We start from the raw sequence: 25,095 nt of genomic DNA on the forward strand, positions 1-25,095 counted from the left end.
CCCAGACCCCCGCTATCGGCCTGAACGGCCTCGTCCTCAAACGCCGGACGGGCTGAGTTGGTGCGGGACGGGGCTGAGAGGTGAAGGGACTGAGGGGAAAAGCAGGGGCGCAGCCCCGCTTTTCAGGGGCGCGGGGCTGTGACATCTGCGGCTCCGCCGCGGGGCGCGACCAGCCCCCACTCACCCGCACCCGACAGCGCACCCCCTCGGGCTCAGGCCTCCGTCAATCCCGCCACCAGCGAGTCCGCCGCCCGGTAGGGATCCAGCTCCCCCGCCACGATCCGCTCGGCCAAGGCGCTGAGCCGCCGGTCACCGTGCAGGTCCCCGATCCGCTCCCGGAGTGCCGTGACGGCGATCGTCTCGACCTCCCGAGAGGCCCGGACGAGCCGCCGCTCGGCAAGCACCCCCCGCTCCTCCATCCACGCCCGGTGCTTCTCCAGCGCCTCGACCACCTCGTCGATGCCCTCACCCCGCGCCGCGACGGTCTTCACGATCGGCGGCCGCCAGTCACCGGGCCCACGGGACTCGCCGAGGCCCAGCATGTGGTTGAGCTCGCGAGCCGTCGCGTCCGCGCCGTCCCGGTCGGCCTTGTTGACGACGTACACGTCACCGATCTCCAGGATTCCGGCCTTGGCGGCCTGGATCCCGTCGCCCATGCCTGGCGCGAGGAGCACCACGGACGTGTCCGCCTGCGAGGCGATCTCGACCTCGGACTGCCCGACGCCCACGGTCTCGACGAGCACGACATCGCAGCCGGCCGCGTCCAGCACCCGGATCGCCTGGGGCGCGGCCCAGGCGAGTCCGCCGAGGTGCCCGCGCGTGGCCATGGAGCGGATGTACACACCGGGGTCCGACGCGTGCTCCGACATCCGTACCCGGTCACCGAGCAGCGCCCCGCCGGAGAACGGCGAGGACGGGTCGACGGCGAGGACGCCGACTCGCTTGCCCTGTCGCCGGTACGCGCTGACGAGCGCCGTCGTGGACGTCGACTTGCCCACGCCGGGCGAGCCGGTGAGCCCCACGACGTACGCGTTCCCCGCCAGCGGGGCCAGCGCGGCCATGACCTCGCGGAGTTGCGGGGACGCCCCCTCCACCAGGGAGATCAGCCGGGCCACGGCCCGCGGCCGGCCTTCCCTGGCCTGGGCCACCAGCGAGGCGACGTCCTGCATCGACAACTCCGTTCGGTAGATCACCGGCAGTAGGGCGTGAAGAAAACCGCGTCAGGCCTTGGGTACCCGCACGATCAGCGCGTCACCCTGCCCACCGCCACCGCACAGCGCGGCGGCACCCACGCCACCGCCCCGCCGCTTCAGTTCGAGGGCGAGGTGCAGTACGAGGCGGGCGCCGGACATGCCGATCGGGTGGCCGAGGGCGATCGCGCCGCCGTTGACGTTCACCTTTTCCGTGGATACGCCGAGGTCCTTCATTGACTGGACGGCGACGGCCGCGAAGGCCTCGTTGATCTCGATCAGGTCAAGATCTCCGACGCTCAGGCCCTCCTTCTTCAGCGCGTGCTGAATGGCGTTCGAGGGCTGCGACTGGAGAGAGTTGTCGGGCCCGGCGACATTTCCGTGCGCCCCGATCTCCGCGATCCACTCCAGGCCGAGCTCCAGCGCCTTGGCCTTGCTCATGACGACCACGGCGGCCGCGCCGTCGGAGATCTGCGAGGCGGAGCCGGCGGTGATCGTGCCGTCCTTAGTGAACGCGGGCCGCAGTTTGCCCAGCGACTCGGCGGTCGTCTCGCCGCGGATGCCCTCGTCCTCGCTGAAGACGACGGGCTCGCCGCGGCGCTGCGGAATCTCAACCGGGGTGATCTCGGCCTCGAAGGTCCCGTTCTTCTGCGCGGCGGCGGCCCGCTGGTGCGACAGGGCGGAGATCTCGTCCTGCTCGGGCCGGAGGATTCCGAGGCGCGTGTTGTGCTTCTCGGTCGACTCGCCCATGGCGATGTTCTCGAAGGCGTCCGTCAGTCCGTCGTGCGCCATCGCGTCGAGCATCTCGATCGCGCCGTACTTGTAGCCCTCACGGGACTTCGGCAGCAGATGGGGTGCGTTGGTCATGGACTCCTGGCCGCCGGCGACCACGATCTCGAACTCGCCGGCGCGAATGAGCTGGTCCGCGAGGGCGATGGCGTCGAGCCCCGAGAGACAGACCTTGTTGATCGTGAGCGCCGGGACGCTCATCGGGATGCCCGCCTTGACGGCGGCCTGACGTGCCGGGATCTGCCCTGCCCCGGCCTGGAGCACCTGCCCCATGATCACGTACTGAACCTGGTCGCCACCGATACCCGCACGGTCGAGGGCGGCCTTGATCGCGAAACCACCGAGGTCGGCCCCGGAGAAGGACTTCAGGGAGCCGAGCAGCCGTCCCATCGGAGTGCGGGCACCCGCGACGATGACGGAGGTGGTGCTGTTCGTTCCAGACGACATGAGGAGCGATCCCCTTCCAGCTTGCACAGCTGAGGAGTGAACGAGGGTTTACTTGAATGTACTGAGCGGTACGCCACTCGTCATCCGGCGTGGCGTGTGATCGCGCGCACGTTGCGTAACCGCCTCCGGAGCGCTGCACTAACAGCATGCTGACGCGAATCGACCACATCGGGATCGCCTGTTTCGACCTCGACAGGACCGTCGAGTTCTATCGTGCGACGTACGGCTTCGAGGTGTACCACTCCGAGGTCAACGAGGAGCAGGGCGTACGCGAGGCCATGCTCAAGATCAACGAGACGTCCGACGGTGGCGCCTCCTACCTGCAGCTCCTCGAACCCACCCGCGAGGACTCGGCCGTCGGAAAGTGGCTGGCCAAGAACGGTGAGGGCGTGCACCACATCGCCTTCGGCACGGCGGACGTCGACGCGGACGGGGCGGACATCGGGGACAAGGGCGTACGGGTGCTGTACGACGAGCCGCGCAGGGGATCGATGGGTTCCAGGATCACCTTCCTGCACCCGAAGGACTGCCATGGCGTCCTGACGGAACTGGTCACTTCGGCGCCCGTTGAGTCACCTGAGCACTGACCTCCGTATTCCATATTCCATCGGGCCTCCGGAGCCGCCAGCCGGAAAAGCCGGTTGGCCAGGACGACGGAAGGAGGCGGCCCGGTAGGGTTGGGGACGGCCGTCGCTTCTTCGGGGCGGTCCGGGTCCTCTTCGTCAGGATCCGAGGGCCGGGGTCCAGGTTTCGGGGGACGAGCGTCGGGGCAGCAGCCCATGCTCCGCCATTGATCTGACACCATTCCCCGGGGGCCCCGTTCGGCGGATGGACGGAGCTCGTTTGGAGTGACTTGCGACCAGGGGACGGATGGGACCGCGCAGTGCGGGGCTACGAACGCCAGGAGCGAGAGCCGGCGGCTGACGTCGACCACCTCTCTCGGTTCGAGGCCGAGATGGAACGGCTGAAGACCGAGCGGGAGAAGGCCGTCCAGCACGCCGAGGATCTCGGCTATCAAGTCGAGGTGCTGCGCGCCAAGCTGCATGAGGCGCGGCGCAATCTGGCGACCCGGCCTGCCTACGACAGCGCCGACATGGGCTATCAGGCCGAGCAGCTGCTCCGTAACGCGCAGATCCAGGCGGACCAGCTGCGCCAGGACGCGGAGCGGGAGCTGAGCCAGGCCCGCGCGCAGACGCAGCGGATCCTCCAGGAGCACGCCGAGCAGGCCGCCCGCCTCCAGGCGGAGCTGCACCAGGAGGCGGTCACCCGCCGCCAGCAGCTCGACCAGGAGCTGTCGGAGCGCCGGCAGAACGTCGAGTCGCACGTCAACGAGAACGTAGCGTGGGCCGAGCAGCTGCGCGCCCGCAGCGAGCAGCAGGCCCGCCGGCTCCTCGACGAGTCGCGGGGCGAGGCCGAGCAGGCCCTGGCCGCCGCCCGCGCGGAGGCCGAGCGGGTCACCTCGGAGGCCCGTCAGCGACTGCAGAGCGATGCCGAGCAGGCGCGTTCGGAGGCCGAGGCGCTGCTGCGCCGGGCCCGTACCGACGCCGAGCGGCTGCTGAACGCGGCGTCCACGCAGGCCCAGGAGGCCACCGACCACGCCGAGCAGCTGCGCAGCTCGACCGCGACCGACACGGACAGTGCGCGCCGTCAGGCCACCGAGCTGAGCCGGGCCGCCGAGCAGCGCGTCAGCGAGGCCGAGACCGCGCTGCGCGAGGCGCGGGCCGAGGCGGAGAAGGTCCTCGCCGAGGCCAAGGAGGCCGCCGCCAAGGCCCTGGCCGGCGCGGAGTCGGCGAACGAGCAGCGCACCCGTACGGCCAAGGAGCAGGTCGCCCGGCTGGTCGGCGAGGCCACCAAGGAGGCCGAGACCACCAAGGCCGAGGCCGACCAGGTCGTCGCGGACGCCCGCGCGAAGGCCGAGAAGATCGTCGCGGAGGCCGAGGAGAACGCCCGCAGCCTCACCGCCGAGGAGACCGCGTCCCAGCTCGCCAAGGCGGCTCGGACGGCCGAGGACGTCCTGAACAAGGCGTCCGAGGAAGCCAAGACGACCACCAAGGCGGCGGCCGAGGAGGCCGAGCGGATCCGCTCCGAGGCGGAGGCCGAGGCGGACCGGCTGCGCGCCCAGGCGCACGACATCGCCGAGGGGCTCAAGGGCGCGGCGAAGGACGACACCAAGGACTACCGCGCCAAGACGGTCGAGCTGCAGGAGGAGGCGCGCCGGCTGCGCGGCGAGGCCGAGCAGCTGCGTGCGGACGCGGTCGCCGAGGGCGAGCAGCTCCGCTCCGAGGCCCGGCGCGAGGCCGTCCAGCAGATCGAGGAGGCGGCCAAGACCGCCGAGGAGCTGCTCGCGAAGGCCAAGGCCGACGCGGACGAGCTGCGCTCCAACGCGACGACCGAGAGCCAGCGGCTGCGCACCGAGGCCATCGAGCGCGCCACGACGCTGCGCCGCCAGGCCGAGGAGACCCTGGAGCGCACCCGCACCGAGGCCGAGCGGCACCGCGCGGAGGCCGTCGAGCAGTCCGAGAGCATCAAGACGGAGGCCGAGCGGGCCGCCAGGGAACTGCACGAGGAGACCGAGCGGGCCATAGAGGCCCGGCACGCCGAGGCCGCGCAGGACCTGGCCCGGCTGCACACGGAGGCCGAGGAGCGCGTCGCCGCCGCCGAGCAGGCGCTGACCGACGCACGCGCGGAGGCCGAGCGGCTGCGTCGCGAGGCCGCCGAGGAGAACGACCGGCTGCGCGGCGAGGCCGCCGAGCGGATCCGTACGCTGCAGGCGCAGGCCGAGGCGGAGGCGGAGCGGCTTCGTAACGAGGCCGCCGCGGACGCGTCCACCTCGCGGGCCGAGGGCGAGTCCGTCGCCGTACGGCTGCGTTCGGAGGCCGCGGCGGAGGCCGAGCGGCTGAAGTCGGAGGCACAGGACACCGCCGACCGCGTACGGGCGGAGGCGCAGGCCGCCGCCGAGCGGCTGGCCACGGAGGCCGCCGAGGCGCTGTCCGCCGCCCAGGAGGAGGCCGCCAGGCGCCGCCGCGAGGCCGAGGAACTCCTCGGCGCCGCACGGCAGGAGGCCGGCCAGGAGCGGGAGCGGGCGCGCGAGCAGAGCGAGGAGCTGCTGGCCTCGGCGCGCAACCGCGTGGAGGAGGCGCAGACCGAGGCCGTACGGCTGGTCGAGGAGGCGGACCGCCGGGCGACCGAGATGGTGTCGGCCGCCGAGCAGACCGCCCAGCAGGTACGCGACTCGGTGGCGGGGCTGCACGAGCAGGCCCAGGACGAGATCGCGGGGCTGCGCAGCACCGCCGAGCACGTGGCGGAGCGCACCCGTACCGAGGCGCAGGAGGAGGCGGACCGGGTCCGCGCCGACGCGTACGCGGAGCGGGAGCGGGCCACCGAGGACGGCAACCGGGTCCGGCGTGAGGCGCGGGAGGAGTCGGAGGCCGCCAAGGCCCTCGCGGAGCGCACGGTCTCGGAGGCGATCGCCGAGTCGGAGCGGCTGCGCTCGGACGCCTCCGAGTACGCCCAGCGGGCCCGTACGGAGGCGTCGGAGACCATCGCGTCGGCCGAGCAGGACGCGTCGCGCAGCCGGGCCGAGGCCCGCGAGGACGCCAACCGCATCCGGTCGGACGCGGCGACGCAGGCGGACACCCTCATCACCGAGTCGAGGTCCGAGGCGGAGCGGCTCACCGCGGAGACCAACGCGGAGGCGGAGCGGGTCCGTTCCGAGTCCGTGGCGAAGGCCGAGAAGCTGATCTCGGACGCGACGGGCGACGCGGAGCGGCTGCGTGCCGAGGCCGCCGAGACGGTCGGCTCCGCGCAGCAGCATGCCGAGCGGACCCGTACCGAGGCGGCGCGCGTCAAGGCCGAGGCGGCGGCGGAGGCCGACCGGCTCATGTCGAACGCGCGCGACGAGGCCGACAACACGCTTGACGAGGCCCGCAAGGAGGCCAACAAGCGTCGCTCCGAGGCGGCCGAGCAGGTCGACAAGCTGATCACGGAGACCGCTTCCGAGGCCGACAAGCTGATGACGGAGGCGCAGGAGACCGCGCACAAGACCACCGCGGACGCCGAGGGCCAGGCCGACACCATGGTCGGCGCGGCTCGCAACGAGGCCGAGCGGCTGGTCTCCGAGGCGACCGTCGAGGGCAACTCCCTGGTGGAGCGGGCCCGTACGGACGCGGACGAGCTGCTGGTCGGCGCGCGCCGGGACGCCACGGCGATAAGGGAGCGCGCGGAGGAGCTGCGCGACCGGATCACCGGTGAGATCGAGGAGCTGCACGAGCGGGCCCGCCGCGAGTCCGCCGAGACGATGAAGGCGGCGGGCGACCGCTGCGACGCGCTGATCAAGGCGGCCGAGGACCAGCTGCGGGAAGCCGAGGCGAAGGCCAAGGACCTGGTCGCGGAGGCCAGTTCCGAAGCGAGCAAGGTCCGTATCGCCGCCGTGCGCAAGGCGGAGGGCCTTCTCAAGGAAGCCGAGCAGAAGAAGGCCGCGCTCATCGCCGAGGCCGAGGAGATCAGAACCGAGGCGGTGCGCGAGGCGCGGGCGGCGGTCGAGGAGGGCAAGCGCGAACTCGAAGTGCTGCTCCGCCGCCGCGAGGACATCAATGCCGAGATTTCCCGTGTCCAGGACGTACTTGAGGCGTTGGAGTCCTTTGAGGCCCCGTCGAGCGCGAAGGACGGTGGCGTCAAGGCGGGCGCTGCGGCCGGTGCGACTCGATCGGGTGGCAAGCCGTCGGAGGGCTAGCCAAAGTACAACTTCCGTGCTTGTCAGGGACTTCAAGTGGAGCTTCAGCAAAGTCTCTGGCAAGCGCTCCGGCAGTTAGCCATCAAAAAGGGTGTCATTCTCCAGATCAATCGGGCTTCTGCTCGATGACACGCCGCCTTGACCCCTAGGATTCCCCTATCACCTCACCGGTCTCATTCGACAGGAACCCCATGAGCGACACTTCCCCCTACGGCTTCGAGCTTGTGCGGCGTGGGTACGACCGCGCTCAGGTGGACGAACGCATCTCGAAGCTCGTCTCCGACCGTGACAGCGCTCTGGCCCGTATCACCGCCCTGGAAAAGCGCATCGAGGAGCTCCATCTCGAAACGCAGAACGCCCAGGCCCAGGTCAGCGACGCAGAACCGTCGTACGCGGGTCTCGGCGCGCGCGTCGAGAAGATCCTCCGCCTCGCCGAGGAGGAGGCCAAGGACCTGCGCGAGGAGGCCCGTCGCGCGGCCGAACAGCACCGTGAGCTCGCCGAGTCGGCGGCCCAGCAGGTGCGTAACGACGCAGAATCGTTCGCTGCGGACCGCAAGGCCAAGGCGGAGGACGAGGGCGTCCGGATCGTCGAGAAGGCCAAGAGCGACGCCTCTCAGCTGCGCCAGGAGGCGACGAAGGACGCGCAGTCCAAGCGTGAGGAGGCGGACGCCCTCTTCGAGGAGACCCGCGCGAAGGCCGCTCAGGCCGCCGCCGACTTCGAGACGAACCTCGCCAAGCGCCGCGAGCAGTCCGAGCGCGACCTGGCCTCGCGTCAGGCCAAGGCCGAGAAGCGCCTCGCGGAGATCGAGCACCGCGCGGAGCAGCTCCGCCTGGAGGCCGAGAAGCTGCGTACGGACGCGGAGCGTCGCGCCCGTCAGACGGTCGAGACGGCTCAGCGCCAGGCCGAGGACATCGTGGCCGACGCGAACGCCAAGGCGGACCGGATTCGTTCCGAGTCCGAGCGCGAGCTGGCGGCGCTGACCAACCGTCGCGACTCGATCAACGCGCAGCTGACGAATGTGCGCGAGATGTTGGCGACGCTGACTGGGGCGGCTGTCGCTGCCGCCGGTACGCCCGCTGAAGATGAGCCGATCTCGCGTGGTGTGCCGGCGCAGCAGTCTCGGTAAGTGCGGGTTGTGGGGATCTGCGGGGCCGTTGTGGCTGGTCGCGCAGTTCCCCGCGCCCCTTAAGGGGCCCGTGGCTGGTCGCGCCCGCGCGGCGGAGCCGCAAATTGACACAGCCCCGCGACCCTTACGGGGCGCTGACGGAGCCCTCTGCCTTGAAGTGGCAGGGGGCTTCGTTGCGTTTTAGCGTGACCGCATGATCGAGATTGAAGGGCTGAGCAAGCGGTACGGGGAGAAGATGGCGGTTAATCGGCTGACGTTTGCCGTGCGGCCGGGGATCGTTACGGGGTTTCTGGGGCCGAACGGGGCCGGGAAGTCCACGACCATGCGGATGATGCTGGGGCTCGACCGGCCGACCGCGGGGGACGTGCGGATCGACGGGCGGCACTACGACCGGCTCAGGGACCCGTTGACGTACATCGGCGCGCTGCTCGACGCCAAGGCCATGCACGGTGGCCGTAGCGCCTTCAACCACCTCCTGTGCCTCGCGCAGAGCAACGGCATCCCGAAGAGCCGGGTGCACGAGGTGCTCGACACGGTCGGTCTGACGCCGGTGGCGCGCAAGAAGGCGAAGGGGTTCTCGCTCGGGATGGGCCAGCGGCTCGGTATCGCGGGTGCGCTGCTCGGTGATCCGCGGATCCTGATGTTCGACGAGCCGGTCAACGGGCTCGACCCCGAGGGCATCCACTGGATCCGGAATCTGATGAAGTCCCTCGCGGCCCAGGGACGTACGGTCTTCGTCTCCTCGCACCTGATGAGCGAGATGGCGCTGACCGCCGACCATCTCGTGGTGATCGGCCAGGGCCGGCTGCTGGCCGACACGTCCATGGCCGACTTCATCCAGCGGAACTCGCGCTCGTACGTCCGGCTCCGCTCCCCGCAGCGCGAGGGGCTGCTCGACGTGCTGCACGGGGCCGGGATCGCCGCCGTCGAGACGGCGGACGGGACGGTCGAGGTGGACGGCGAGAAACCGGAGCGCCTCGGTGAGCTGGCCGCGCAGCACCAGCTCGTCCTGCATGAGCTGAGTCCCCAGCAGGCCTCGCTTGAGGAGGCGTTCATGCAGCTGACGGCGGAGTCGGTGGAGTACCACGCGCACTCGGACACACCGGCGGGGAAGGGCTGAACCATGGCAGCGACCCAGGTCGTCCGGTCCGAGTGGACCAAGATCCGGTCAGTGGCGTCCACGGTGTGGACGCTCGGGCTCGCGGTGGTCGTCACCATCGCCCTCGGCATGCTGATCTCGGCCCTGTCGAAGAACGAGTTCGACAATATGAGCAGGAACGACAAGCTCTCCTTCGACCCGACGTTCATCAGCTTCGCGGGCATGAGCCTCGGTCAGCTGGCGATGATCGTGTTCGGCGTGCTCGTCGTCTCGAACGAGTACAGCACCGGCATGATCCGCACCTCGCTCTCCGCCGTCCCGCAGCGCGGCACCTTCCTGTTCAGCAAGGTCGCGGTGGCGACCGGGCTTGCCTTCGTCGTCGCTCTCGTCACCAGTTTCGTGGCCTTCTTCCTCGGGCAGGCCATGCTCGGCTCCCACAAGGTGTCCATCGGCGACCCGGGCGTCCTGCGCGCGGTCATCGGCGGCGGCGTCTACATGACCCTCATCGCCGTCTTCTCGATGGGTGTCGCGACGATGCTGCGCAGCCCGATGCTCTCCCTCGGCATCCTGATGCCGTTCTTCTTCCTGATCTCCAACATCCTGGGCAATGTCTCCGCGACCGAGAAGATCGGCCGCTACCTGCCCGACCAGGCCGGCAGCAGGATCATGCAGGTGGTGACACCGGTCGACGACGACACCCCGTACGGGCCCTGGGGCGGCCTCGGGATCATGGTGCTGTGGGTGCTGGTGGCGCTGCTCGGCGGGTACGCGCTGCTCAAGCGGCGGGACGCGTAGGTTCCGGGTCGTCCGGCGGCGGGGGCGGCATCAGGCCGTCGAAGCCCGACCACCCGCGCCACCGCCACACGTCCTTGTTCAGGTCGGGCTCCAGGGGGACGAAGCGGCCGAGCTCGAAGTCGCCCGCCGAAAGGTCGAACCACCGCTCGTCCGCGACCTCGGTGCCCAGACCCACGGTCCGCGCCGTCAGCCGGACGAGCAGCTTCACCCCGTGCGAGCCCGACAGGTCCTTGCCCTGGATGTGCCGGAAGGGCAGCTCGGGCACCGGCGCCTCGACCGGTATCCACACGGTGAACGGCGCTCCGCGCTCGACCGCCAGCCAGGACCGCTCGTCGGCCGGGTCCCCCTGCGCGTCCAGGACCTTGAGCCACTGCTTGTAGATCACCAGGCTGCCGTCGTGGGGCGAGCGTTCCAGGTAGCGCAGATGGGCGCGGGCCCGCAGGTCGACGACCGAGAGGTTGTCGAAGCGGTTGTAGAAGCGGACGGCGATGATCGCGTGATCGCTGTCGGCGTGCAGGCGCGAGTAGCCCGGGAAGTCCGCGGTCCAGGCCTGCGAGACGCTCGCCCGCTGCCGCCAGACGAAGGGCCGCAGCGCGAACATCTTGATCAGTACGATGCCGAGGAGTACCGCGGGTACCAGCGAGCCGGTGACCGAGGCGACCGTGGCGAGCACCTGGTGCGCGGTGCTGTCCTGCTCGGGTGCCAGGTCGCCCGCGCCGACGCAGGCCCGCAGCGCCGTGAGGCTGAGGGCGACCAGCCGCTCCCGGTCGGAGAACCGCTCCCCCATCGACCGCGGCGAGTGCTCGGTCAGCGTCCACACCGTCGCGACGGCGACGGAGAGCGCGGCCAGCGCGCCGAGCGTCATCAGCAGCAGTGCGTGGACGGTCCGGCCCGCGATCCACCAGCGAACGGACGTACGGAAGCGGGGGTGCCCGCCGGGCCGCCCCGCTCGCCACCGTGTGCTCAACTCGTCTCCCCCGTAACCGAGTTCCCCAGTGCTCGTACAATGAGACGGCATTCTGCCCGCCGGCCGCCGCGGCCAACCGCATCCGGCATGCGAGGTTCGGCCCGTGCCGGGTACACCTCGTGTGGAAGGCTCTGCCCGTATCGCGCGACCACCTCCGAAGGGCGTCACCGTGACCACGAAGGACCGAAGCCTCGCGGCCCTTGGCCTGGACGACGTGCCCGCCAAGGCACCTCTGACGTATCCGGGCCGCCCCACCCCGGAGCCCTCCCTGCTCACCGGTGACGAACTGCTCCAGCTCGACGTACGGCCGCTGCGCCTGGGCGAGTGGTACGTGGAGGAGCGGCAGGAGCAGCAGCGGCTCGACGAGGCCCTCGCCGGGCTCGGCCAGGTGGTCACCGGCCGGCGCCACCCGGTCATCTCCGTCGGCTCCAACGCCTCGCCCGGTCAGGTCGCGCACAAGCTCACCCGGCTCGGCATCCCGGCGACGGTGCCGATGGTGCCGGTGCGGGTGCGCGGTATCGGGGTCGGCTGCTCCGGGCACATCAGCCCGGCGGGTTACGTGGCGGGGACGCCGTACGTCGACCGGGCCGCGGAGACCACGCTCGTCGTCGCCTGGCTGGACTCGACGCAGCTCAAGGCGGTCGACGACACCGAGTTCCCGGACTACCGGCGGGCGATACTCCCGGGCGACGAGTTCGGGATGACGATGCCGTCAGGCGAGCGGCTCGGCGGCGCGTACATCTACTTCAGCGCGCACGGCGTGCTCGCCGACCCGGCCACCGGCCTGCCCCGCCCGGGCGGCGGCGACCAGTCCGCGCTGCTGGCCACGCTCCTCGCCGCGTCACCCCGGCTGCGGGACCTGCTCGGCCCCGATCCGGCCACCTGGGTGCTGCGGGCCGGCGCCGACCGGGACCTGCGCGAACAGGGCACGCTGATCTTCGGCCAGGAGGGCTGGGTACTGCCCCAGACGGAATTCCTGCCGTACGTCGACGACTCCCCCGTGCTGCGGCTCTACGACGACCTGCCCCCGCTCGACGACTCGCTCCCCGCACTCCCCACCCGCCCTTGAGACCCGCGGTTTTTTGCTCAGTCTTGAAGGGAACCGTCAGCTCCCCGATATCCTCCTAACCCTTACGGGGGCGTGTGCCCCGACGTCCTGAACCTTTCGATGGGTGCGGAGCATGATCGAGGCAGTCGGCCTGACGAAGCGCTATGGCGCCAAGACGGCCGTGTACAACCTTTCCTTCCAGGTGCGGCCGGGTGCCGTCACCGGCTTCCTCGGGCCCAACGGTTCCGGCAAGTCGACGACGATGCGCATGATCCTCGGGCTCGACAACCCCAGCTCCGGGCAGGTGACGATCGGCGGCTATCCGTACCGCAAGCTGCCCAACGCCCCCCGCCAGGTCGGTGCGCTGCTCGACGCCAAGGCCGTGCACGGCGGCCGGCACGCCCGCAACCACCTCCTGTGCCTCGCGCAGCTGTCGGGCATCCCGGCCCGAAGAGTGGACGAGGTGCTGGGTGTCGTCGGGCTCCAGGACGTGGCACGCAAGCGCTCCAAGGGCTTCTCGCTCGGCATGGGCCAGCGGCTCGGCATCGCGGCCGCGCTGCTCGGCGACCCGCAGGTGCTGCTCTTCGACGAGCCGATCAACGGTCTCGACCCCGAGGGCATCCTGTGGGTGCGGAACCTGATGAAGTCGCTGGCCGCGGAGGGCCGGACCGTCTTCGTCTCCTCCCACCTGATGAGCGAGATGGCCGTCACCGCCGACCACCTCGTGGTGATCGGCCGCGGTCAGCTGCTCGCCGACATGAGCGTGCGGGACTTCATCTCGCACAACTCGGCGGACTTCGCCCGGGTCCGCACCCCGGAGACCGAGCCGCAGCAGCGCGAGAAGCTGACGGCCGCGCTGACCGAGGCGGGCGGCCAGGTGCTGCCCGAGCAGGACGGCGCGCTGCGTGTCATGGGCCTGCCGCTGCCGCGCATCAGCGACCTCGCGCACGGCGCGGACGTACGCCTGTGGGAGCTCTCCCCGCACCAGGCCTCGCTGGAGGAGGCGTACATGCGGATGACGCAGGGCGCCGTCGACTACCGCTCCACCACCGACCAGCGCGCGGGTCTCCAGCCGGAGCTGCCGCCGGGCATGATGCCGCCGCAGCAGATGCCGGTGCCGGGTCAGGGCCAGCCGGGCTGGTACGCCCCGCCGCCGCCCCAGCAGGGCGGGCAGCCCTTCACGATGCCGCAGGGACAGCCGCAGCCGCCCGCGGGCCCGTACGGCGCCCCGGCCGCCCCCGCACCGCCCGCCGGCCAGCCGAACCCGTACGCCCAGGCCGCGTCGGCCCCGCCCGCCGCCGCCCCCGACCTGACCAAGCCCGAGGACGCCCGATGAGCACGCCGCCCCAGCACCAGATGCAGCAGCAGGCCGCCCCTGCCCCCAACTGGCAGGCGGCGCCCGGCACCTCGTACACCTCGCCGATCCCCATCACGCGCACCCACCTCGGCCACGCGCTCACCTCCGAGTGGACGAAGATCAAGTCGCTGCGCTCCACGATGTGGACGCTCGGCATCTTCCTGCTGCTGGTCGTCGGCATCGGTCTCCTGGTCGCCGCCCAGACGAACGACGCCGACTACGTCGACGTCCCGTTCACCCTGCCGGCCTTCTTCGGACTGATCCTCGGGCAGATCTGCCTGATCACGCTGGGCGTGCTGGTCATCTCGTCCGAGTACGGCACGGGCATGATCCGTACGACGTTCACGGCGTCGCCGCAGCGCTACCGGGTGCTCACCGCCAAGCTGATGGTCTTCTTCACGGTCGCGTTCACCGTGTCGGCCTTCGCCATCGGGTTCGTCGGCCTCGTCACGTCGGGGATGCACAGCGGGGCGTCCGACGTCGGCTGGGCCGGGACCGTCGTGATGGGCGCGCTGTACGTGTCGCTGCTCGGTGTGCTCGCGCTCGCCGTCGGCTCGATGCTGCGGCACTCGGCGGGTGCGATCACCGCGATGCTCGGTGTGGTGCTGGTGCCCGCGATCATGCCCGCGTTCCTGATGATCTCCGAGAGCATGCGCCCCATCGGCGAGAAGATGATGGAGTACAACGCTCCCAACGCGCTCGCCCGGATCTTCCAGCTGGACAACGAGACCGGGGGCGGCGGCCCTCAGCTCGCCCTGCTCGCCGGCCTGACCGCCGCGGCGATCGCCGGGGCCTACGCCCTGCTGGAGAGGCGGGACGTGTAGGCGCGGGGAGCCGGATTCGGTTCAGGAGCTCAGAACCGTGGCGCGTTCCGGGACCGCTGCACCCGCGTGGTGCGGCGGTCCTTCGCGTTCCAGCAGGCCTTGTGCCAGTGCCGCCGCTCGTCCACGCCGGAGTGCTCGGGCCAGGCGACCACATGCGGAACGCCGGAGGGGATCTGCTGGTCGCAGCCCGGGCAGCGGTATGTCTTGCCCTGTGCGCTCGCGCCCGCGACATGGCGCACGCTCCACGCCTCGCCCTGCCAGCTCTCCAGGGACTGCCAGCCCCCGTAGCGGTCGGCGGGATCTCCGTCCGCGCTCGGGCCGGAGCTGCCGGCGTCCTTGGGACGGTTGCGACGCGGGGACACAGGACACCTCACGGAGCTATACAGGGAGCACGGGCCGCGTTAAGCCTACGCGGCGCGCCCCCGGGTACGCGTCCTGTGCCGACCCCCACAGAACCCCCGCACGGCCGGCTCATTCTGCAGACAATCCGCCAATCTCTCTGCCAAGCCGTGTCTTTGGCACGTGTCAGACAGTTATGCGGGACGGGGAGCCGCGTCGGCACCAAGGAGGCAGGAGTGCCATGCGCGTAGGAAGTTTTGTACTGGCGGCCCAGTTCCCGGGACAGGGCCAGGGGGAGGCACTGCATCGCGCGGTGCGGTCCGCGGAGGTCGCCGAGGAGGCGGGCCTCGACGCGGTCTGGCTGGCCGAGCACCACTTCGTGCCGTACGGGACCTGCCCGTCGGCCGTCACACTCGCCGCGTTACTGCTCGGCCGCACCCGCCGCATCCGCGTCGGCACGGCGGTCAGCGTGCTGCCCACCGTCCACCCGGTGGCGCTCGGCGAGCAGGCCGCGCTGCTGCACGTGACGTCCGGCGGACGCTTCTCGCTCGGGGTGGGGCGCGGCGGGCCGTGGGTCGACCTGGAGGTCTTCGGGTCGGGTCTGGAGGCGTACGAGACGGGGTTCCCGGAATCACTCGATCTGCTGGTGCGCTGGCTGCGCGAACCGTCCGTCGCGGGCGGCTCGGAGCGCTTCGGCTTCCGTGAGGTGGCGGTCGTCCCCCGGCCGTCGGAGGCCCTGACGGACAGTGCGGGGCCCGAGGTCGTCGTCGCCTGCACCTCGCCGGCGAGTGTCCGGATGGCCGCCGAGCGCGGCCTTGCGATGCTCCTCGGCATGCATGTGGGGGACGAGGAGAAGGCCGAGATGGTCGCGCTGTGGCGTACGCACGCGCGAGCCGCCGGGTACTCGCCCGAGGAGATCGCGGGCGCCGCCCATGTCTCGGCCGGTATCGCACAGATCGCGGACCGGCGCACCGAGGCCGTCGAGACGCTCCTCAAGGCCATGCCGGGCTGGCTGCGGCAGGGGCTCGACGCCCATGTGACGGTGGACGGCCGCGCGCGCTCGATGCGGGATCCGCTGGCCTACACCGAACTCCTCTGCGGGCTCCACCCGGTGGGCACGCCACGCCTGTGCGCCGACCGCCTCGCGGCGACCTCGGAGCGTACGGGGATCACCCGCTTCGCCCTCCTGGTGGAGGGCTCCGGAGATCTGGCGGCGACGGAGGAGAACGTACGGCGGCTGGGGGGCGAAGTACTGCCACGCCTGCGGTGAGCGGGTCGCGCCCTGACTGAGCGGGGCTTGCGCCCGGGCCGAACCGGCCCCGGACGCGGGGAGCTTGCCGCCCCGTACAGATGCACCTCCCGCGTACGGAGCGGCAAGCAGTGCGGCACCGCTGCTCAGCAGTCCCGGAACTCCGGTGACTGGTTGAGCAGCTGACTGCGCACCGAGGTGAAACGGGCCAGCGTGTCGTCCACCGAACCGTCCAGCGGGAACACCGCCACCCGGTGGCAGTTCTGGAAGGCCAGCCGCACTCCGAAGTGCCGCTGCAGCGCACCGCGTATCGCGTCACTCGCGAGCGCACGCAGCAGTTGGCCACGCGCCTGCTCGTCCGGCGGCGGCGTCTGGTTGTCGGCGAAGTTGCCGCCGTCGACCTTCAGCTGAGCCACCAGGGAGCTGACCATCTCCCAGGCGTAGGGCAGGGAGGTCCGGACGCAGTCGACGAATTCCGCTTCGTCGACCTCGCCTCGCTCGGCCTGTTCGAGTAGGGCCGGTGAGACGTCCAGCGACATGGGTTCTCCTCTCGCACCCCCTCGGGGGAGGGGGTTGACGGACAGGGCGGGAGAGCGCGGTACCGAACACGCTGAGTACACGCTTCGCGACCTCCCGTTTATACGGTAAGCAACTGTTCGTGCCCGCACCAGGACATTGGGAACTCCGTGAGGACTCAACCTGCTCACAACCGGCCACTTTTGAACAGGGCTTATCCGGGGAAACAGGGGCGACCCGAAGGACTCCGGTTGAGGGGATCCCGGGCCGAATCGCGTGGAACCGTGCCGGTCGAGTAGCGTTGCCGACCATGCGTCTCGTCATTGCCCGCTGCTCCGTTGACTACGCGGGCCGGCTCACCGCCCATCTCCCGTCGGCTCCCCGCCTCATCCTGGTGAAGGCGGACGGCAGTGTCTCGATCCATGCGGACGACCGGGCCTACAAGCCCCTCAACTGGATGTCGCCGCCCTGCACGTTGAAGGAGGGCTCGGGGGAGGACGAAGGCATCTGGACCGTCATCAACAAGGCGGGCGAGAAGCTCATCATCACGATGGAGGAGGTCCTGCACGACTCCTCGCACGAGCTCGGCGTGGACCCCGGCCTGATCAAGGACGGCGTGGAGGCACACCTCCAGGAGCTCCTCGCCGACCGCATCGAGACCCTCGGCGACGGCTACACGCTGATCCGCCGCGAGTACATGACGGCCATCGGCCCGGTCGACATCCTGTGCCGCGACGCCGACGGCGGGACGGTCGCCGTGGAGATCAAGCGGCGCGGCGAGATCGACGGCGTGGAGCAACTCACCCGCTACCTGGATCTGTTGAACCGCGACCCGCACCTCGCACCGGTACGCGGCATCTTCGCGGCCCAGGAGATCAAGCCGCAGGCCCGTGTGCTGGCGACGGACCGCGGCATCGGCTGCACGGTCCTCGACTACAACGCCCTGCGCGGCATCGAGGACGACAAGCTCCGGCTGTTCTGACGGCATGACCACGTGACGGTGGGCCGGGACCTCTCGCAAGGTCCCGGCCCACCGTCATGCCGTACGAGGCTGTCCTGGCCGGCCGCTCAGAGCACCGACTACGCGCTGGTCGTGCCCGTCCCCGTACCGGAGCCGGTCGGCGACTGCGGCGCGCTGCTCGCCGGGCCGCTCGCGGTCGTGGAACCGCCGCTCTCGGCCGGGCTGGACTGCGGGGCACTGCTGGCCGGCCCGCTGGCCGAGGTCGAGTCCTCCGGCGGAGGGGACGAAGGTTCCGTCGGCTCCCCGGTGGGTTCCGTCTCCGTCGGTGTCGGTGTCGGCGAGGGAGACGGCGACGTACTGGTCGGCGGCCTCGACGAGGACGGCGGCCTGCTGGTGGTCGGCGGCTTGGACGAGGACGGCGGCTTCGACGTGGACGTGGCCGGATCGCTCGGCTCCTTCGACCCGCTCGGGTCGTCCGACGGCTCCGTGCTCGAAGTCGGCGTCGGGTCGTCCGAGGTACCCACGATCCCGTCCTCCCCCGGGTCCGTCGGACGGGCCGTCGAGTCCGAATCACCGCTGCTGCCGTCGTCACGCTGCGGCCGGTCCGCGCCGAGGCCGCTGCCGTCCTCGCCCGCGCTGGCCGACGGGTTGACGCCGACCTTGTCCGACGGGTCGTCGGGGTTCGAGGTCGCGCCGAGCGTCACCACCGTGCCGAGCACGGCGGCCAGGAGCGCTCCCGCGCCCGCGGCCACCAGATTGCGCCGGGTGCCGTTGACCAGGCCCTGGACCCGGCCGGGCTTCGCCGAGGAGGCGGACCCGCTCCGGTTGGTGATCAACGTGGCGGGCTCGCCGGGCTGCTGGAGCGAGGAGACCGGCGGGAACGGGGCCGGTACGCCACCGGGCGGCGACGCCGACTCCTCGTACCGCGCGTCGGGCACCTCCTCGCCCGCCGTCGAACCGATCCCGACCGGCGGCGTGCTGCCGTCGCGGTCCGCGACCAGTGCGAGGGCCCGGCGGCCCGCGACGGTGCCGCGCTTGTCGGCGAGGGCGCCGCGCAGCCCGATGGAGGCCTCCAGTTCGGCGCGGGCCCGGTCGAGCTGTCCGCCGCAGAGCGCGAGGATGCCCAACTCGTGGTGGAAATAGGCCTGATCCGAGACCTCGCCGGCGAGCCGGGCCGCCTCGCTGCCGGCCCGCAGCGCGCGCTCCCAGGCACTCCAGTGCAGCCCCGCGGCGAACGCCGGCGCGGCCGCCCGCGCCAGCCGTACGGCGGTGGCACTCTCGTCGTCCTCGGCGTCCTCGGCCTCGTCCAGCGGCACGGTGACCGGCACCAGGGCGGCCAGCGCCGCGAGCACTGCGTCCGCCTCGGCGGCGACCCGCTCCGGGGTGACCGACGGATGCGCGGCCCACCAGGCGTAGTGCTCCGCGGCGGTGCGCGCCCGGTCCTCGGTGTCGGACGCGTACCCGACGGCCTCCAGCTGGGTCTGCACACCGGCCGCGAGCCGGTAGTGCGAGCCGACCGGGGTGACGAGCGCGCAGCCGACCAGCTCGGCGAGCGCCGCGTCCGCGTGCGTGTCGCCGATCAGCGCGGGCAGATGCGCCTGGTGCGGCACCTCGCCGCCCAGCGCGACCGCGAAGCGCAGCGTGGCGCGCGCCGACTCGCTGAGCCGGGAGGCGAGCAGCGCGGCGGGCGCGGCCCCCTCGGCGAGCGAGGGCAGCGGTACGTCGTGGCCGTCCTCGGCGTCGAAGGGCGCGTCTATGGGCGCGTCCTCGTAGTAGCCGAACTCGTCGAAGGCGTTCGGGTCGGCGCGAAGCTGGTCGCGCTGCCGAAGGAGCGCGCCGGCCTGCACGAAGCGCAGCGGCAGTCCCTCGGACTCGAACCAGAGGTCGCCCGCCCAGTTCGCCTCGTCCTCGGTCAGGACGCGTCCGACGGCGCGCTCCAGGAGTTCGAGACCACCGCCGCGGCCAAGACCGCCGAGGAAGACCTCTTCGAGGAGCGAGTCGGTGGACGGCGCGGCGATGTCGGGCGTCGCGGCGATCAGGAAGGCGCACTCGGGTGTGGCGTCGAGCAGCTCGTCGAGCGCGCCGGCGCCGAACTCCACGTCGTCGAGGACGACGACCGCGCCGATGTCGTGGACGAGGGCGAGCAGTTCGTCCTGTTCCGGTCGGTAGAGCGCTGACTTGTAGACGGCGGCGAGGAGATCGTGCAGCACGTCGTCCACGGTGCGGTGGTGGCCGCTGAGGCGTACGACGCCGTCGGGCGCCAGGTCCGCGCAGTCGTCCGCGACGGCGTCCAGGAGCGCGGTGCGGCCCGAACCCGAGGGCCCGGTGAGCCGTACGGAACGCCCGCGCGCGAGCAGGCGTACAAGCCGCTCACGCTCTTCCTGGCGCTCCAGCAGCGGCAGCCTGGGCAGTGCGGGCCCGGGTGGTACGGGCGGCCGTGCCGCGTGGGCCAGCTCGGTACGTTCGTCGGCGCCGAACCTCGTGGGCCGCGGCGGCCGCTCGCCCGGTGGGCAGCGCTCGATCTCGCTGCCGTCGACGGGGTTGACGGTGAGCAGATGGTCGCCCGACACGAGTTGGACGGTGCGGGCCGGTGCCGGCGTGTGCTGGGAGTTTCCCCCCAGGGCGTGCGTCAGCGGATCACGCGGCGGACGCTGCCGAGGCGCCGAGCCGTCGTCATGGCCGTACTCTTCGGGTCCCCGGTTCATCGGGTCCATAGGTCCAAGCCCCCCAAAAGCGTCGTGTGCCGAGCCCCTCCCGGCCGTACCGCACACCGCGCTGTCGCTTCTGGTCCGGCGCCCGCTGACGGGTTCGTCGATCAGTGGGCAGCCGAACCCTAAACCTTCGCACAGTATCTACGAACACACGGGGTACCGCGCCGTCCGAGACGTCACAGCTTCGTGAGGATTGTGCGAGCTGTCCCTACAAGCGGGGCGGCCCATTACACCCGCGGCAGTGAATCCACCCCGATACCGCCCTCGATCGCCAGGATGCGGTGGAGCCGGGTCGCCACCAACAGGCGCTGCATCTGCGGCGGGACGCCGCGCAGCACAAGCCTCCGGCCGCACCGCCCCGCCCGCCGGTGGGCCCCCATGATGACACCGAGTCCGGTGGCATCCCAGGAGTCCAGCTCTGACAGGTCGAGCACCAGGTCGCCGGCTCCGTCGTCGACGGCCGAGTGCAGGACCGTACGGGCGTCCGCCGCGCTGACGACGTCGAGGCGGCCCCCGACGACCAGCTCGGCGTGGTCGCCCCTGATGTGCATATGCGCTCCCCGAGAGTGCGTTTCGTGCTCAGCTTCTTCTCGTGTCCTGTGCTGCCAGAACTGATCCTGTGTTGCCAGGACTGACTGCCGTACGGGGGCAGAAGTTGCCCTCTGTAAGCGAACCGATACCGAATTCACTCTGAGGAGTGAGCGGTAAAGATCACCGCGGAGTCAGTGCGTGCACCAGCGTGAATCAGTACGTGTAGAAGCCCTGCCCGCTCTTGCGCCCGATGTCACCGGCGTCAACCATCCGGCGCATCAGCTCCGGAGGGGCGAACTTCTCGTCCTGGGATTCCGTGTAGATGTTGCTCGTCGCGTGCAGGAGGATGTCGACGCCCGTCAGGTCCGCGGTGGCGAGCGGCCCCATGGCGTGGCCGAAGCCCAGCTTGCAGGCGAGGTCGATGTCCTCGGCGGTGGCCACGCCGGACTCGTACAGCTTGGCCGCCTCGACGACCAGCGCCGAGATGAGCCGGGTGGTCACGAAGCCGGCCACGTCGCGGTTGACGACGATGCAGGTCTTGCCGACCGATTCGGCGAACTCCCGTGCGGTGGCGAGCGTTTCGTCGCTCGTCTTGTAGCCGCGCACCAGTTCGCACAGCTGCATCATCGGGACCGGTGAGAAGAAGTGGACGCCGACGACCCGCTCCGGGCGCTCGGTGGCCGCCGCGATCTTGGTGATCGGGATGGCGGAGGTGTTGGAGGCGAGTACGGCCTCGTCCTTCACCAGCTTGTCGAGCGCGCGGAAGATCTCGTGCTTGACTTCCAGCTTCTCGAACACGGCCTCGACGACGATGTCGGCGTCGGCGACCGCGTCCAGGTCGGTGGTCGTGGTGATGCGGCCCAGCGCCTCTTCGGCCGCGCCCCCGTCCAGCTTCCCCTTGCTCACGAACCTGTCGTACGAGGCCTTGATGCCGTCGGTGCCACGGGTCAGCGCCTCATCGGTGACATCCCGCAGGACGACGTCCCACCCGGCCTGCGCTGAGACCTGGGCGATACCGGACCCCATGAGTCCGGCGCCGATGACGGCAAGCTTCCGTGCCACTGTCCGACTCCCCTAACACACTGTTTATGTTGCCTCTCCGGCGGACCCTAGCGCTCGTGAGGGGCTGTGTGACCGGTAAGTAATGCGCGTCACGTGCCATAGGACGGACATCACACCGGATGGCTCACCGCGCGCCCCGGACCGCGTAGTTGAGCACCTTTTCGCTCAACAGGTCCTCCATCTCGTCGAGCAGCACCAGCACCTCGCGCGACACTTCGTCCGGATTGCGTCTGGCGACCATCTCGCGGCCGACGGTGGCCATGACCGTCTGGTGGATCCAGCCGATCTGGCCGGCCATCAGACCCGGCAGCGGATCACCGGGGGCCGCGCCCGTGTCCTTGCGCAGGGTCTCCTCCAGGTCGTCGTGGACCTCCTGCTGGAGGCTCCACAGATGGGACCGGAGGGCGGGCGCGCCGTGGATGACGCGCATGAACCGGTCGTACCCCTCCATCAGCCCGACCCGGGGCGAGACCGCCTCGACCTCCTCGCGCAGCTCGCGCAGGACGGCGGCGGCCGCCGACTCGCCCTCGCCCCGGCCGCGCACCCAGCGCGAGAGCCGGCCGACGACTCCCTTGCTGCGGTCGAAGAAGAGGTCCTCCTTGGCCGGGAAGTAGTTGTACACGGTGTTCACGGAGACGTCGGCCGCCTCCGCGATGTCGGCGATCGTCACCGTCACGAAGCCGTGCTCCAGGAACAGCCCCGTGGCGATGTCCGAGATGCGCTGCCTGGTCTCGCGCTTCTTCCGCTCCCTGAGCCCCTCTGCCATGGACTCATCGTAGGCCGGATCAAGGATTCCTGGGCTCCCTCAAATTTTGGTGGCATTGCAAAATTTAAGTGACTCTGTTTTTCTTGGACGCATGGCAATCATCAGTACGGCCGGACTGGCCCGGACCTTCCAGACCAAGCACGGCCCCGTGGAGGCGGTGCGCGGCATCGACCTCACCGTTCAGCCGGGCGAGATCCTCGGCTTCCTCGGCCCGAACGGAGCGGGCAAGACGACCACCCTCCGGATGCTCACGACCCTGCTCGCCCCCACCGGCGGCGCCGCCACCGTCGCGGGCCACGACCTGGCCACCGACCCGGCGGGCGTCCGCCGCGCGTGCGGCTATGTCGCCCAGTCGGGCGGCGTCGACCCCCAGATCTCCGTACGCGAGGAACTGGTCACCCAGGGACGGCTCTACCGCCTGACGAAGGAGCAGGCGGTCGAGCGCGCCGAGGAATTGGCCCGCGACCTGGACCTGACCGGCCTCCTCGACCGGAAGACGGCGGCGCTCTCCGGCGGCCAGCGGCGCCGGCTCGACATCGCGCTCGGCCTCACGCACCGCCCGCAGGTGCTCTTCCTCGACGAGCCGACGACCGGGCTCGACCCGGCGAGCCGCGCGGACCTCTGGGACCTCGTGCGACGGCTGCGCGACGAACACGGCACGACCGTCTTCCTCACCACGCACTACCTGGACGAGGCGGACGCCCTCGCCGACCGGCTCGTGATCGTCGACAAGGGCGTCGTCGTGGCCGAGGGCACGCCGGGCGCGCTCAAGCTCGAGTACGGCGGCTCCATCGACGCCACGCTCCAGGACACGTTCCTCGCCATCACCGGCCGCGGCCCCGCCCCGGCCGACTCCACCCCCGTTGCCGTTTAGGACCGCCATGCTTCTGCACGACACCGCGCTGATCTTCGGGCGCTACGCCCGCCAGACCCTGCGCTCCAGATTCGCGATGCTCTTCGGCGTGCTGATGCCGCTGCTGTATCTGCTCTTCTTCGGCCCGCTGCTCACCGACCTGCCGCTGGGCGGGGGCGGCAGCTCCTGGCAGATCCTGGTGCCCGGGCTGCTGCTCCAACTCGGTCTGTTCGGGGCCGGGTTCGCGGGGTTCATGATCATCCTTGAGAAGAACGCCGGGATCGTGGAGCGGATGCGCGTCACCCCGGTCAGCCGGCTCGCGCTGCTGCTCGGCCGGGTGCTGCGCGACGCGGCGGTCTTCGTCTTCCAGGCGGTACTGCTGGTCCTGGCCGCCCTGGTGATGGGCCTGCGCGCGCCGGTCGCCGGCATCCTGATCGGCTTCGGGTTCGTCGCGCTGCTGACCGTCTCGCTGGCCTCGCTGTCGTACGCGCTGGCCATGAGGAGCGCCTCGCCGCAGGCGTTCGGCCCCGCGGTCAACGCCGTGAGCATGCCCTCCATGCTGCTGTCCGGCCTGATGCTGCCGATGACGCTGGCCCCCGGCTGGCTGGACGTCCTCTCGCACCTCATGCCGTTCCGCTATCTGGTGGACGCGATGCGGGACGCGTACGTCGGCTCGTACGCGACCGACTCCATGCTGTACGGCGTCCTGGTGGCCCTCGGTTTCGCGGGACTCGCCGTGACAGTGGGCACACGGGTCTTCCGGAAGGCCGGGGCGTAACTACGCTGGCCGCATGGTCAATCTGACGCGCATCTACACCAGGACCGGCGACCAGGGCACCACCGCCCTCGGCGACATGAGCCGGACCGCCAAGACCGATCCGCGGATCGCGGCGTACGCCGACGTGAACGAGGCGAACGCGGTCATCGGCACGGCGATCGCCCTCGGCGGCCTCGCCGAGGAGGTCGTCAAGGTCCTCGTCCGCGTCCAGAACGACCTGTTCGACGTGGGCGCGGACCTGTCGACGCCGGTGGTGGAGAAGCCGGAGTTCCCGCCCCTTCGTGTCGAGCAGTTCTACATCGACAAGCTCGAAGCGGACTGCGACCACTTCAACGAGCAGCTGGAGAAGCTCCGCTCCTTCATCCTGCCCGGCGGCACGCCCGGCGCGGCCCTGCTGCACCAGGCGTGCACGGTGGTCCGCCGGGCGGAGCGCTCGACGTGGGCCGCGTTCGAGGCCCACGGCGAGGTGATGAACCCGCTCACGGCGACGTACCTGAACCGGCTGTCGGACCTGCTGTTCATCCTGGCCAGGACGGCGAACAAGGAGGTCGGGGACGTGCTGTGGGTCCCGGGCGGGGAGCGCTGAGCGCTCCGCTGCCGCCGGAAGTGCGGCACTCCGGCTGCGGGCCGTCCGTGGCTGGTCGCGCCCCGCGGCGGAGCCGCTCAATGTCACTGCCCCGCGCCCCTACGGGGCACGGTCATCGCACCGGACTTCGTGACGCCGCGGCGGCCCATCAGAGGGCCCTAACCTCGTCCGGCACCCGGCGAGGTGCGCGCCGCCTGGTACAGGCCCGTCGTGACGAGGACGGCGCCGACGCACATCATCACCAGGCCGGCCTTCGTCAGGGTGACGACCGGAACCTCCACTCCCCCGGTGAACAGCCACAGCACCAGGCCGACCGCGAAGGTGGCGGTGCCGTCCAGCAGGTTCTTCCGCGACCGGCTCATCCGGTT

The 25,095-nt window shown here is 70.9% G+C and carries 23 protein-coding genes; 13 read left to right on the forward strand and 10 right to left on the reverse strand.

All coding sequences use genetic code 11. The annotated features are described in order from the left end of the window. Nucleotides 1-212 precede the first annotated feature (212 nt). The gene (gene meaB, locus AB0I18_RS08250) at nucleotides 213-1,169 is read right to left on the reverse strand and encodes a methylmalonyl Co-A mutase-associated GTPase MeaB (protein WP_363104580.1); all 957 of its coding nucleotides are present in this window, start codon (nucleotides 1,167-1,169) and stop codon (nucleotides 213-215) included. Between the two features lie 51 nt (nucleotides 1,170-1,220). After that, nucleotides 1,221-2,426, reverse strand: a complete 1,206-nt coding sequence (locus tag AB0I18_RS08255; RefSeq protein ID WP_363104581.1) for an acetyl-CoA C-acetyltransferase — start codon at nucleotides 2,424-2,426, stop codon at nucleotides 1,221-1,223. Nucleotides 2,427-2,572: 146 nt separating this feature from the next. On the opposite strand from AB0I18_RS08255, the gene mce reads away from it, so the two are divergent. From mce to AB0I18_RS08280, 5 genes are all read left to right on the forward strand, one after another. Next, a complete protein-coding gene (gene mce, locus AB0I18_RS08260) occupies nucleotides 2,573-3,013 on the forward strand; it encodes a methylmalonyl-CoA epimerase (RefSeq protein WP_363104582.1) in 441 nt (146 codons plus the stop codon). Nucleotides 3,014-3,309: 296 nt separating this feature from the next. After that, entirely contained in the window at nucleotides 3,310-7,158 is a 3,849-nt protein-coding gene (gene scy, locus AB0I18_RS08265) for a polarized growth protein Scy (RefSeq protein WP_363104583.1), read from the forward strand. Between the two features lie 191 nt (nucleotides 7,159-7,349). Continuing rightward, on the forward strand, nucleotides 7,350-8,285 hold the full coding sequence (locus AB0I18_RS08270; protein ID WP_363104584.1) for a cellulose-binding protein: 936 nt from the start codon (nucleotides 7,350-7,352) through the stop codon (nucleotides 8,283-8,285). 193 nt (nucleotides 8,286-8,478) lie between these two features. After that, entirely contained in the window at nucleotides 8,479-9,405 is a 927-nt protein-coding gene (locus AB0I18_RS08275) for an ATP-binding cassette domain-containing protein (RefSeq protein ID WP_363104585.1), read from the forward strand. A gap of 3 nt (nucleotides 9,406-9,408) precedes the next feature. Then, entirely contained in the window at nucleotides 9,409-10,179 is a 771-nt protein-coding gene (locus AB0I18_RS08280) for an ABC transporter permease (protein ID WP_363104586.1), read from the forward strand. Here AB0I18_RS08280 and AB0I18_RS08285 read toward each other — a convergent pair. Then, nucleotides 10,160-11,146: a hypothetical protein gene (locus AB0I18_RS08285; protein ID WP_363104587.1), complete on the reverse strand. Its 987-nt coding sequence runs from the start codon at nucleotides 11,144-11,146 to the stop codon at nucleotides 10,160-10,162. The genes AB0I18_RS08280 and AB0I18_RS08285 overlap by 20 nt on opposite strands. 169 nt (nucleotides 11,147-11,315) lie before the next feature. Between AB0I18_RS08285 and AB0I18_RS08290 the strand changes: the two genes are divergently transcribed. The 3 genes from AB0I18_RS08290 to AB0I18_RS08300 all read left to right on the forward strand — a co-directional run bounded on the left by AB0I18_RS08290 (nucleotide 11,316) and on the right by AB0I18_RS08300 (nucleotide 14,375). After that, nucleotides 11,316-12,215 carry a hypothetical protein gene (locus AB0I18_RS08290; protein ID WP_363104588.1) on the forward strand — a complete coding sequence of 300 codons (900 nt, stop codon included), beginning with the start codon at nucleotides 11,316-11,318 and terminating at the stop codon, nucleotides 12,213-12,215. A gap of 112 nt (nucleotides 12,216-12,327) precedes the next feature. Next, nucleotides 12,328-13,530 (forward strand): ABC transporter ATP-binding protein, encoded by a 1,203-nt coding sequence (locus AB0I18_RS08295; protein WP_363104589.1) that lies wholly within the window; start codon nucleotides 12,328-12,330, stop codon nucleotides 13,528-13,530. After that, complete coding sequence (locus AB0I18_RS08300; protein WP_363104590.1) at nucleotides 13,527-14,375, forward strand: ABC transporter permease; 849 nt, start codon at nucleotides 13,527-13,529, stop codon at nucleotides 14,373-14,375. The genes AB0I18_RS08295 and AB0I18_RS08300 overlap by 4 nt, the downstream gene beginning before the upstream one ends. A gap of 29 nt (nucleotides 14,376-14,404) precedes the next feature. Here the strand turns inward: AB0I18_RS08300 and AB0I18_RS08305 are convergent, their stop codons facing one another. After that, entirely contained in the window at nucleotides 14,405-14,737 is a 333-nt protein-coding gene (locus AB0I18_RS08305) for an ATP/GTP-binding protein (protein ID WP_363104591.1), read from the reverse strand. A gap of 218 nt (nucleotides 14,738-14,955) precedes the next feature. On the opposite strand from AB0I18_RS08305, the gene AB0I18_RS08310 reads away from it, so the two are divergent. Then, nucleotides 14,956-15,984, forward strand: a complete 1,029-nt coding sequence (locus tag AB0I18_RS08310) for an LLM class flavin-dependent oxidoreductase (RefSeq protein WP_363104592.1) — start codon at nucleotides 14,956-14,958, stop codon at nucleotides 15,982-15,984. A 125-nt stretch (nucleotides 15,985-16,109) separates the two neighbouring features. On the opposite strand, the gene AB0I18_RS08315 is transcribed toward AB0I18_RS08310, so the two are convergent. Next, a complete protein-coding gene (locus tag AB0I18_RS08315) occupies nucleotides 16,110-16,502 on the reverse strand; it encodes an SCO5389 family protein (protein WP_363104593.1) in 393 nt (130 codons plus the stop codon). Nucleotides 16,503-16,789: 287 nt separating this feature from the next. Between AB0I18_RS08315 and nucS the strand changes: the two genes are divergently transcribed. After that, nucleotides 16,790-17,461 (forward strand): endonuclease NucS, encoded by a 672-nt coding sequence (gene nucS, locus AB0I18_RS08320; RefSeq protein WP_363104594.1) that lies wholly within the window; start codon nucleotides 16,790-16,792, stop codon nucleotides 17,459-17,461. Nucleotides 17,462-17,559: 98 nt separating this feature from the next. On the opposite strand, the gene AB0I18_RS08325 is transcribed toward nucS, so the two are convergent. The 4 genes from AB0I18_RS08325 to AB0I18_RS08340 form a co-directional block, all read right to left on the reverse strand. Next, complete coding sequence (locus AB0I18_RS08325) at nucleotides 17,560-20,154, reverse strand: ATP-binding protein (protein ID WP_363104595.1); 2,595 nt, start codon at nucleotides 20,152-20,154, stop codon at nucleotides 17,560-17,562. Nucleotides 20,155-20,378: 224 nt separating this feature from the next. Further along, nucleotides 20,379-20,702 (reverse strand): STAS domain-containing protein, encoded by a 324-nt coding sequence (locus AB0I18_RS08330; protein ID WP_363104596.1) that lies wholly within the window; start codon nucleotides 20,700-20,702, stop codon nucleotides 20,379-20,381. A 193-nt stretch (nucleotides 20,703-20,895) separates the two neighbouring features. After that, nucleotides 20,896-21,744 (reverse strand): 3-hydroxyacyl-CoA dehydrogenase family protein, encoded by an 849-nt coding sequence (locus AB0I18_RS08335; protein WP_363104597.1) that lies wholly within the window; start codon nucleotides 21,742-21,744, stop codon nucleotides 20,896-20,898. 124 nt (nucleotides 21,745-21,868) lie between these two features. After that, the gene (locus tag AB0I18_RS08340; protein ID WP_363104598.1) at nucleotides 21,869-22,510 is read right to left on the reverse strand and encodes a TetR/AcrR family transcriptional regulator; all 642 of its coding nucleotides are present in this window, start codon (nucleotides 22,508-22,510) and stop codon (nucleotides 21,869-21,871) included. A 91-nt stretch (nucleotides 22,511-22,601) separates the two neighbouring features. Between AB0I18_RS08340 and AB0I18_RS08345 the strand changes: the two genes are divergently transcribed. The 3 genes from AB0I18_RS08345 to AB0I18_RS08355 are packed head-to-tail and all read left to right on the forward strand — an operon-like array spanning nucleotide 22,602 to nucleotide 24,727. Next, on the forward strand, nucleotides 22,602-23,384 hold the full coding sequence (locus AB0I18_RS08345; RefSeq protein ID WP_363104599.1) for an ATP-binding cassette domain-containing protein: 783 nt from the start codon (nucleotides 22,602-22,604) through the stop codon (nucleotides 23,382-23,384). 7 nt (nucleotides 23,385-23,391) lie between these two features. Further along, on the forward strand, nucleotides 23,392-24,141 hold the full coding sequence (locus AB0I18_RS08350) for an ABC transporter permease (RefSeq protein ID WP_363104600.1): 750 nt from the start codon (nucleotides 23,392-23,394) through the stop codon (nucleotides 24,139-24,141). A 13-nt stretch (nucleotides 24,142-24,154) separates the two neighbouring features. Further along, nucleotides 24,155-24,727, forward strand: a complete 573-nt coding sequence (locus AB0I18_RS08355) for a cob(I)yrinic acid a,c-diamide adenosyltransferase (protein WP_363104601.1) — start codon at nucleotides 24,155-24,157, stop codon at nucleotides 24,725-24,727. Between the two features lie 158 nt (nucleotides 24,728-24,885). Here the strand turns inward: AB0I18_RS08355 and AB0I18_RS08360 are convergent, their stop codons facing one another. Beyond that, nucleotides 24,886-25,089 carry a DUF5708 family protein gene (locus AB0I18_RS08360; protein WP_363104714.1) on the reverse strand — a complete coding sequence of 68 codons (204 nt, stop codon included), beginning with the start codon at nucleotides 25,087-25,089 and terminating at the stop codon, nucleotides 24,886-24,888. Nucleotides 25,090-25,095: the final 6 nt, after the last annotated feature.

The sequence above is a fragment of the Streptomyces sp. NPDC050704 genome (assembly GCF_040654355.1).
GTDB lineage: Bacteria > Actinomycetota > Actinomycetes > Streptomycetales > Streptomycetaceae > Streptomyces.

Excerpts from the sequence above, each read along its gene's own strand:
- meaB (WP_363104580.1), bottom strand. The coding sequence starts at position 1,169 with ATGCAGGACGTCGCCTCGCTGGTGGCCCAGGCCAGGGAAGGCCGGCCG.
- AB0I18_RS08255 (WP_363104581.1), bottom strand. The coding sequence starts at position 2,426 with ATGTCGTCTGGAACGAACAGCACCACCTCCGTCATCGTCGCGGGTGCC.
- mce (WP_363104582.1), top strand. The coding sequence starts at position 2,573 with ATGCTGACGCGAATCGACCACATCGGGATCGCCTGTTTCGACCTCGAC.
- AB0I18_RS08270 (WP_363104584.1), top strand. The coding sequence starts at position 7,350 with ATGAGCGACACTTCCCCCTACGGCTTCGAGCTTGTGCGGCGTGGGTAC.
- AB0I18_RS08275 (WP_363104585.1), top strand. The coding sequence starts at position 8,479 with ATGATCGAGATTGAAGGGCTGAGCAAGCGGTACGGGGAGAAGATGGCG.
- AB0I18_RS08280 (WP_363104586.1), top strand. The coding sequence starts at position 9,409 with ATGGCAGCGACCCAGGTCGTCCGGTCCGAGTGGACCAAGATCCGGTCA.
- AB0I18_RS08295 (WP_363104589.1), top strand. The coding sequence starts at position 12,328 with ATGATCGAGGCAGTCGGCCTGACGAAGCGCTATGGCGCCAAGACGGCC.
- AB0I18_RS08300 (WP_363104590.1), top strand. The coding sequence starts at position 13,527 with ATGAGCACGCCGCCCCAGCACCAGATGCAGCAGCAGGCCGCCCCTGCC.
- AB0I18_RS08310 (WP_363104592.1), top strand. The coding sequence starts at position 14,956 with ATGCGCGTAGGAAGTTTTGTACTGGCGGCCCAGTTCCCGGGACAGGGC.
- AB0I18_RS08315 (WP_363104593.1), bottom strand. The coding sequence starts at position 16,502 with ATGTCGCTGGACGTCTCACCGGCCCTACTCGAACAGGCCGAGCGAGGC.
- nucS (WP_363104594.1), top strand. The coding sequence starts at position 16,790 with ATGCGTCTCGTCATTGCCCGCTGCTCCGTTGACTACGCGGGCCGGCTC.
- AB0I18_RS08325 (WP_363104595.1), bottom strand. The coding sequence starts at position 20,154 with ATGGACCCGATGAACCGGGGACCCGAAGAGTACGGCCATGACGACGGC.
- AB0I18_RS08330 (WP_363104596.1), bottom strand. The coding sequence starts at position 20,702 with ATGCACATCAGGGGCGACCACGCCGAGCTGGTCGTCGGGGGCCGCCTC.
- AB0I18_RS08340 (WP_363104598.1), bottom strand. The coding sequence starts at position 22,510 with ATGGCAGAGGGGCTCAGGGAGCGGAAGAAGCGCGAGACCAGGCAGCGC.
- AB0I18_RS08345 (WP_363104599.1), top strand. The coding sequence starts at position 22,602 with ATGGCAATCATCAGTACGGCCGGACTGGCCCGGACCTTCCAGACCAAG.
- AB0I18_RS08350 (WP_363104600.1), top strand. The coding sequence starts at position 23,392 with ATGCTTCTGCACGACACCGCGCTGATCTTCGGGCGCTACGCCCGCCAG.
- AB0I18_RS08355 (WP_363104601.1), top strand. The coding sequence starts at position 24,155 with ATGGTCAATCTGACGCGCATCTACACCAGGACCGGCGACCAGGGCACC.
- AB0I18_RS08360 (WP_363104714.1), bottom strand. The coding sequence starts at position 25,089 with ATGAGCCGGTCGCGGAAGAACCTGCTGGACGGCACCGCCACCTTCGCG.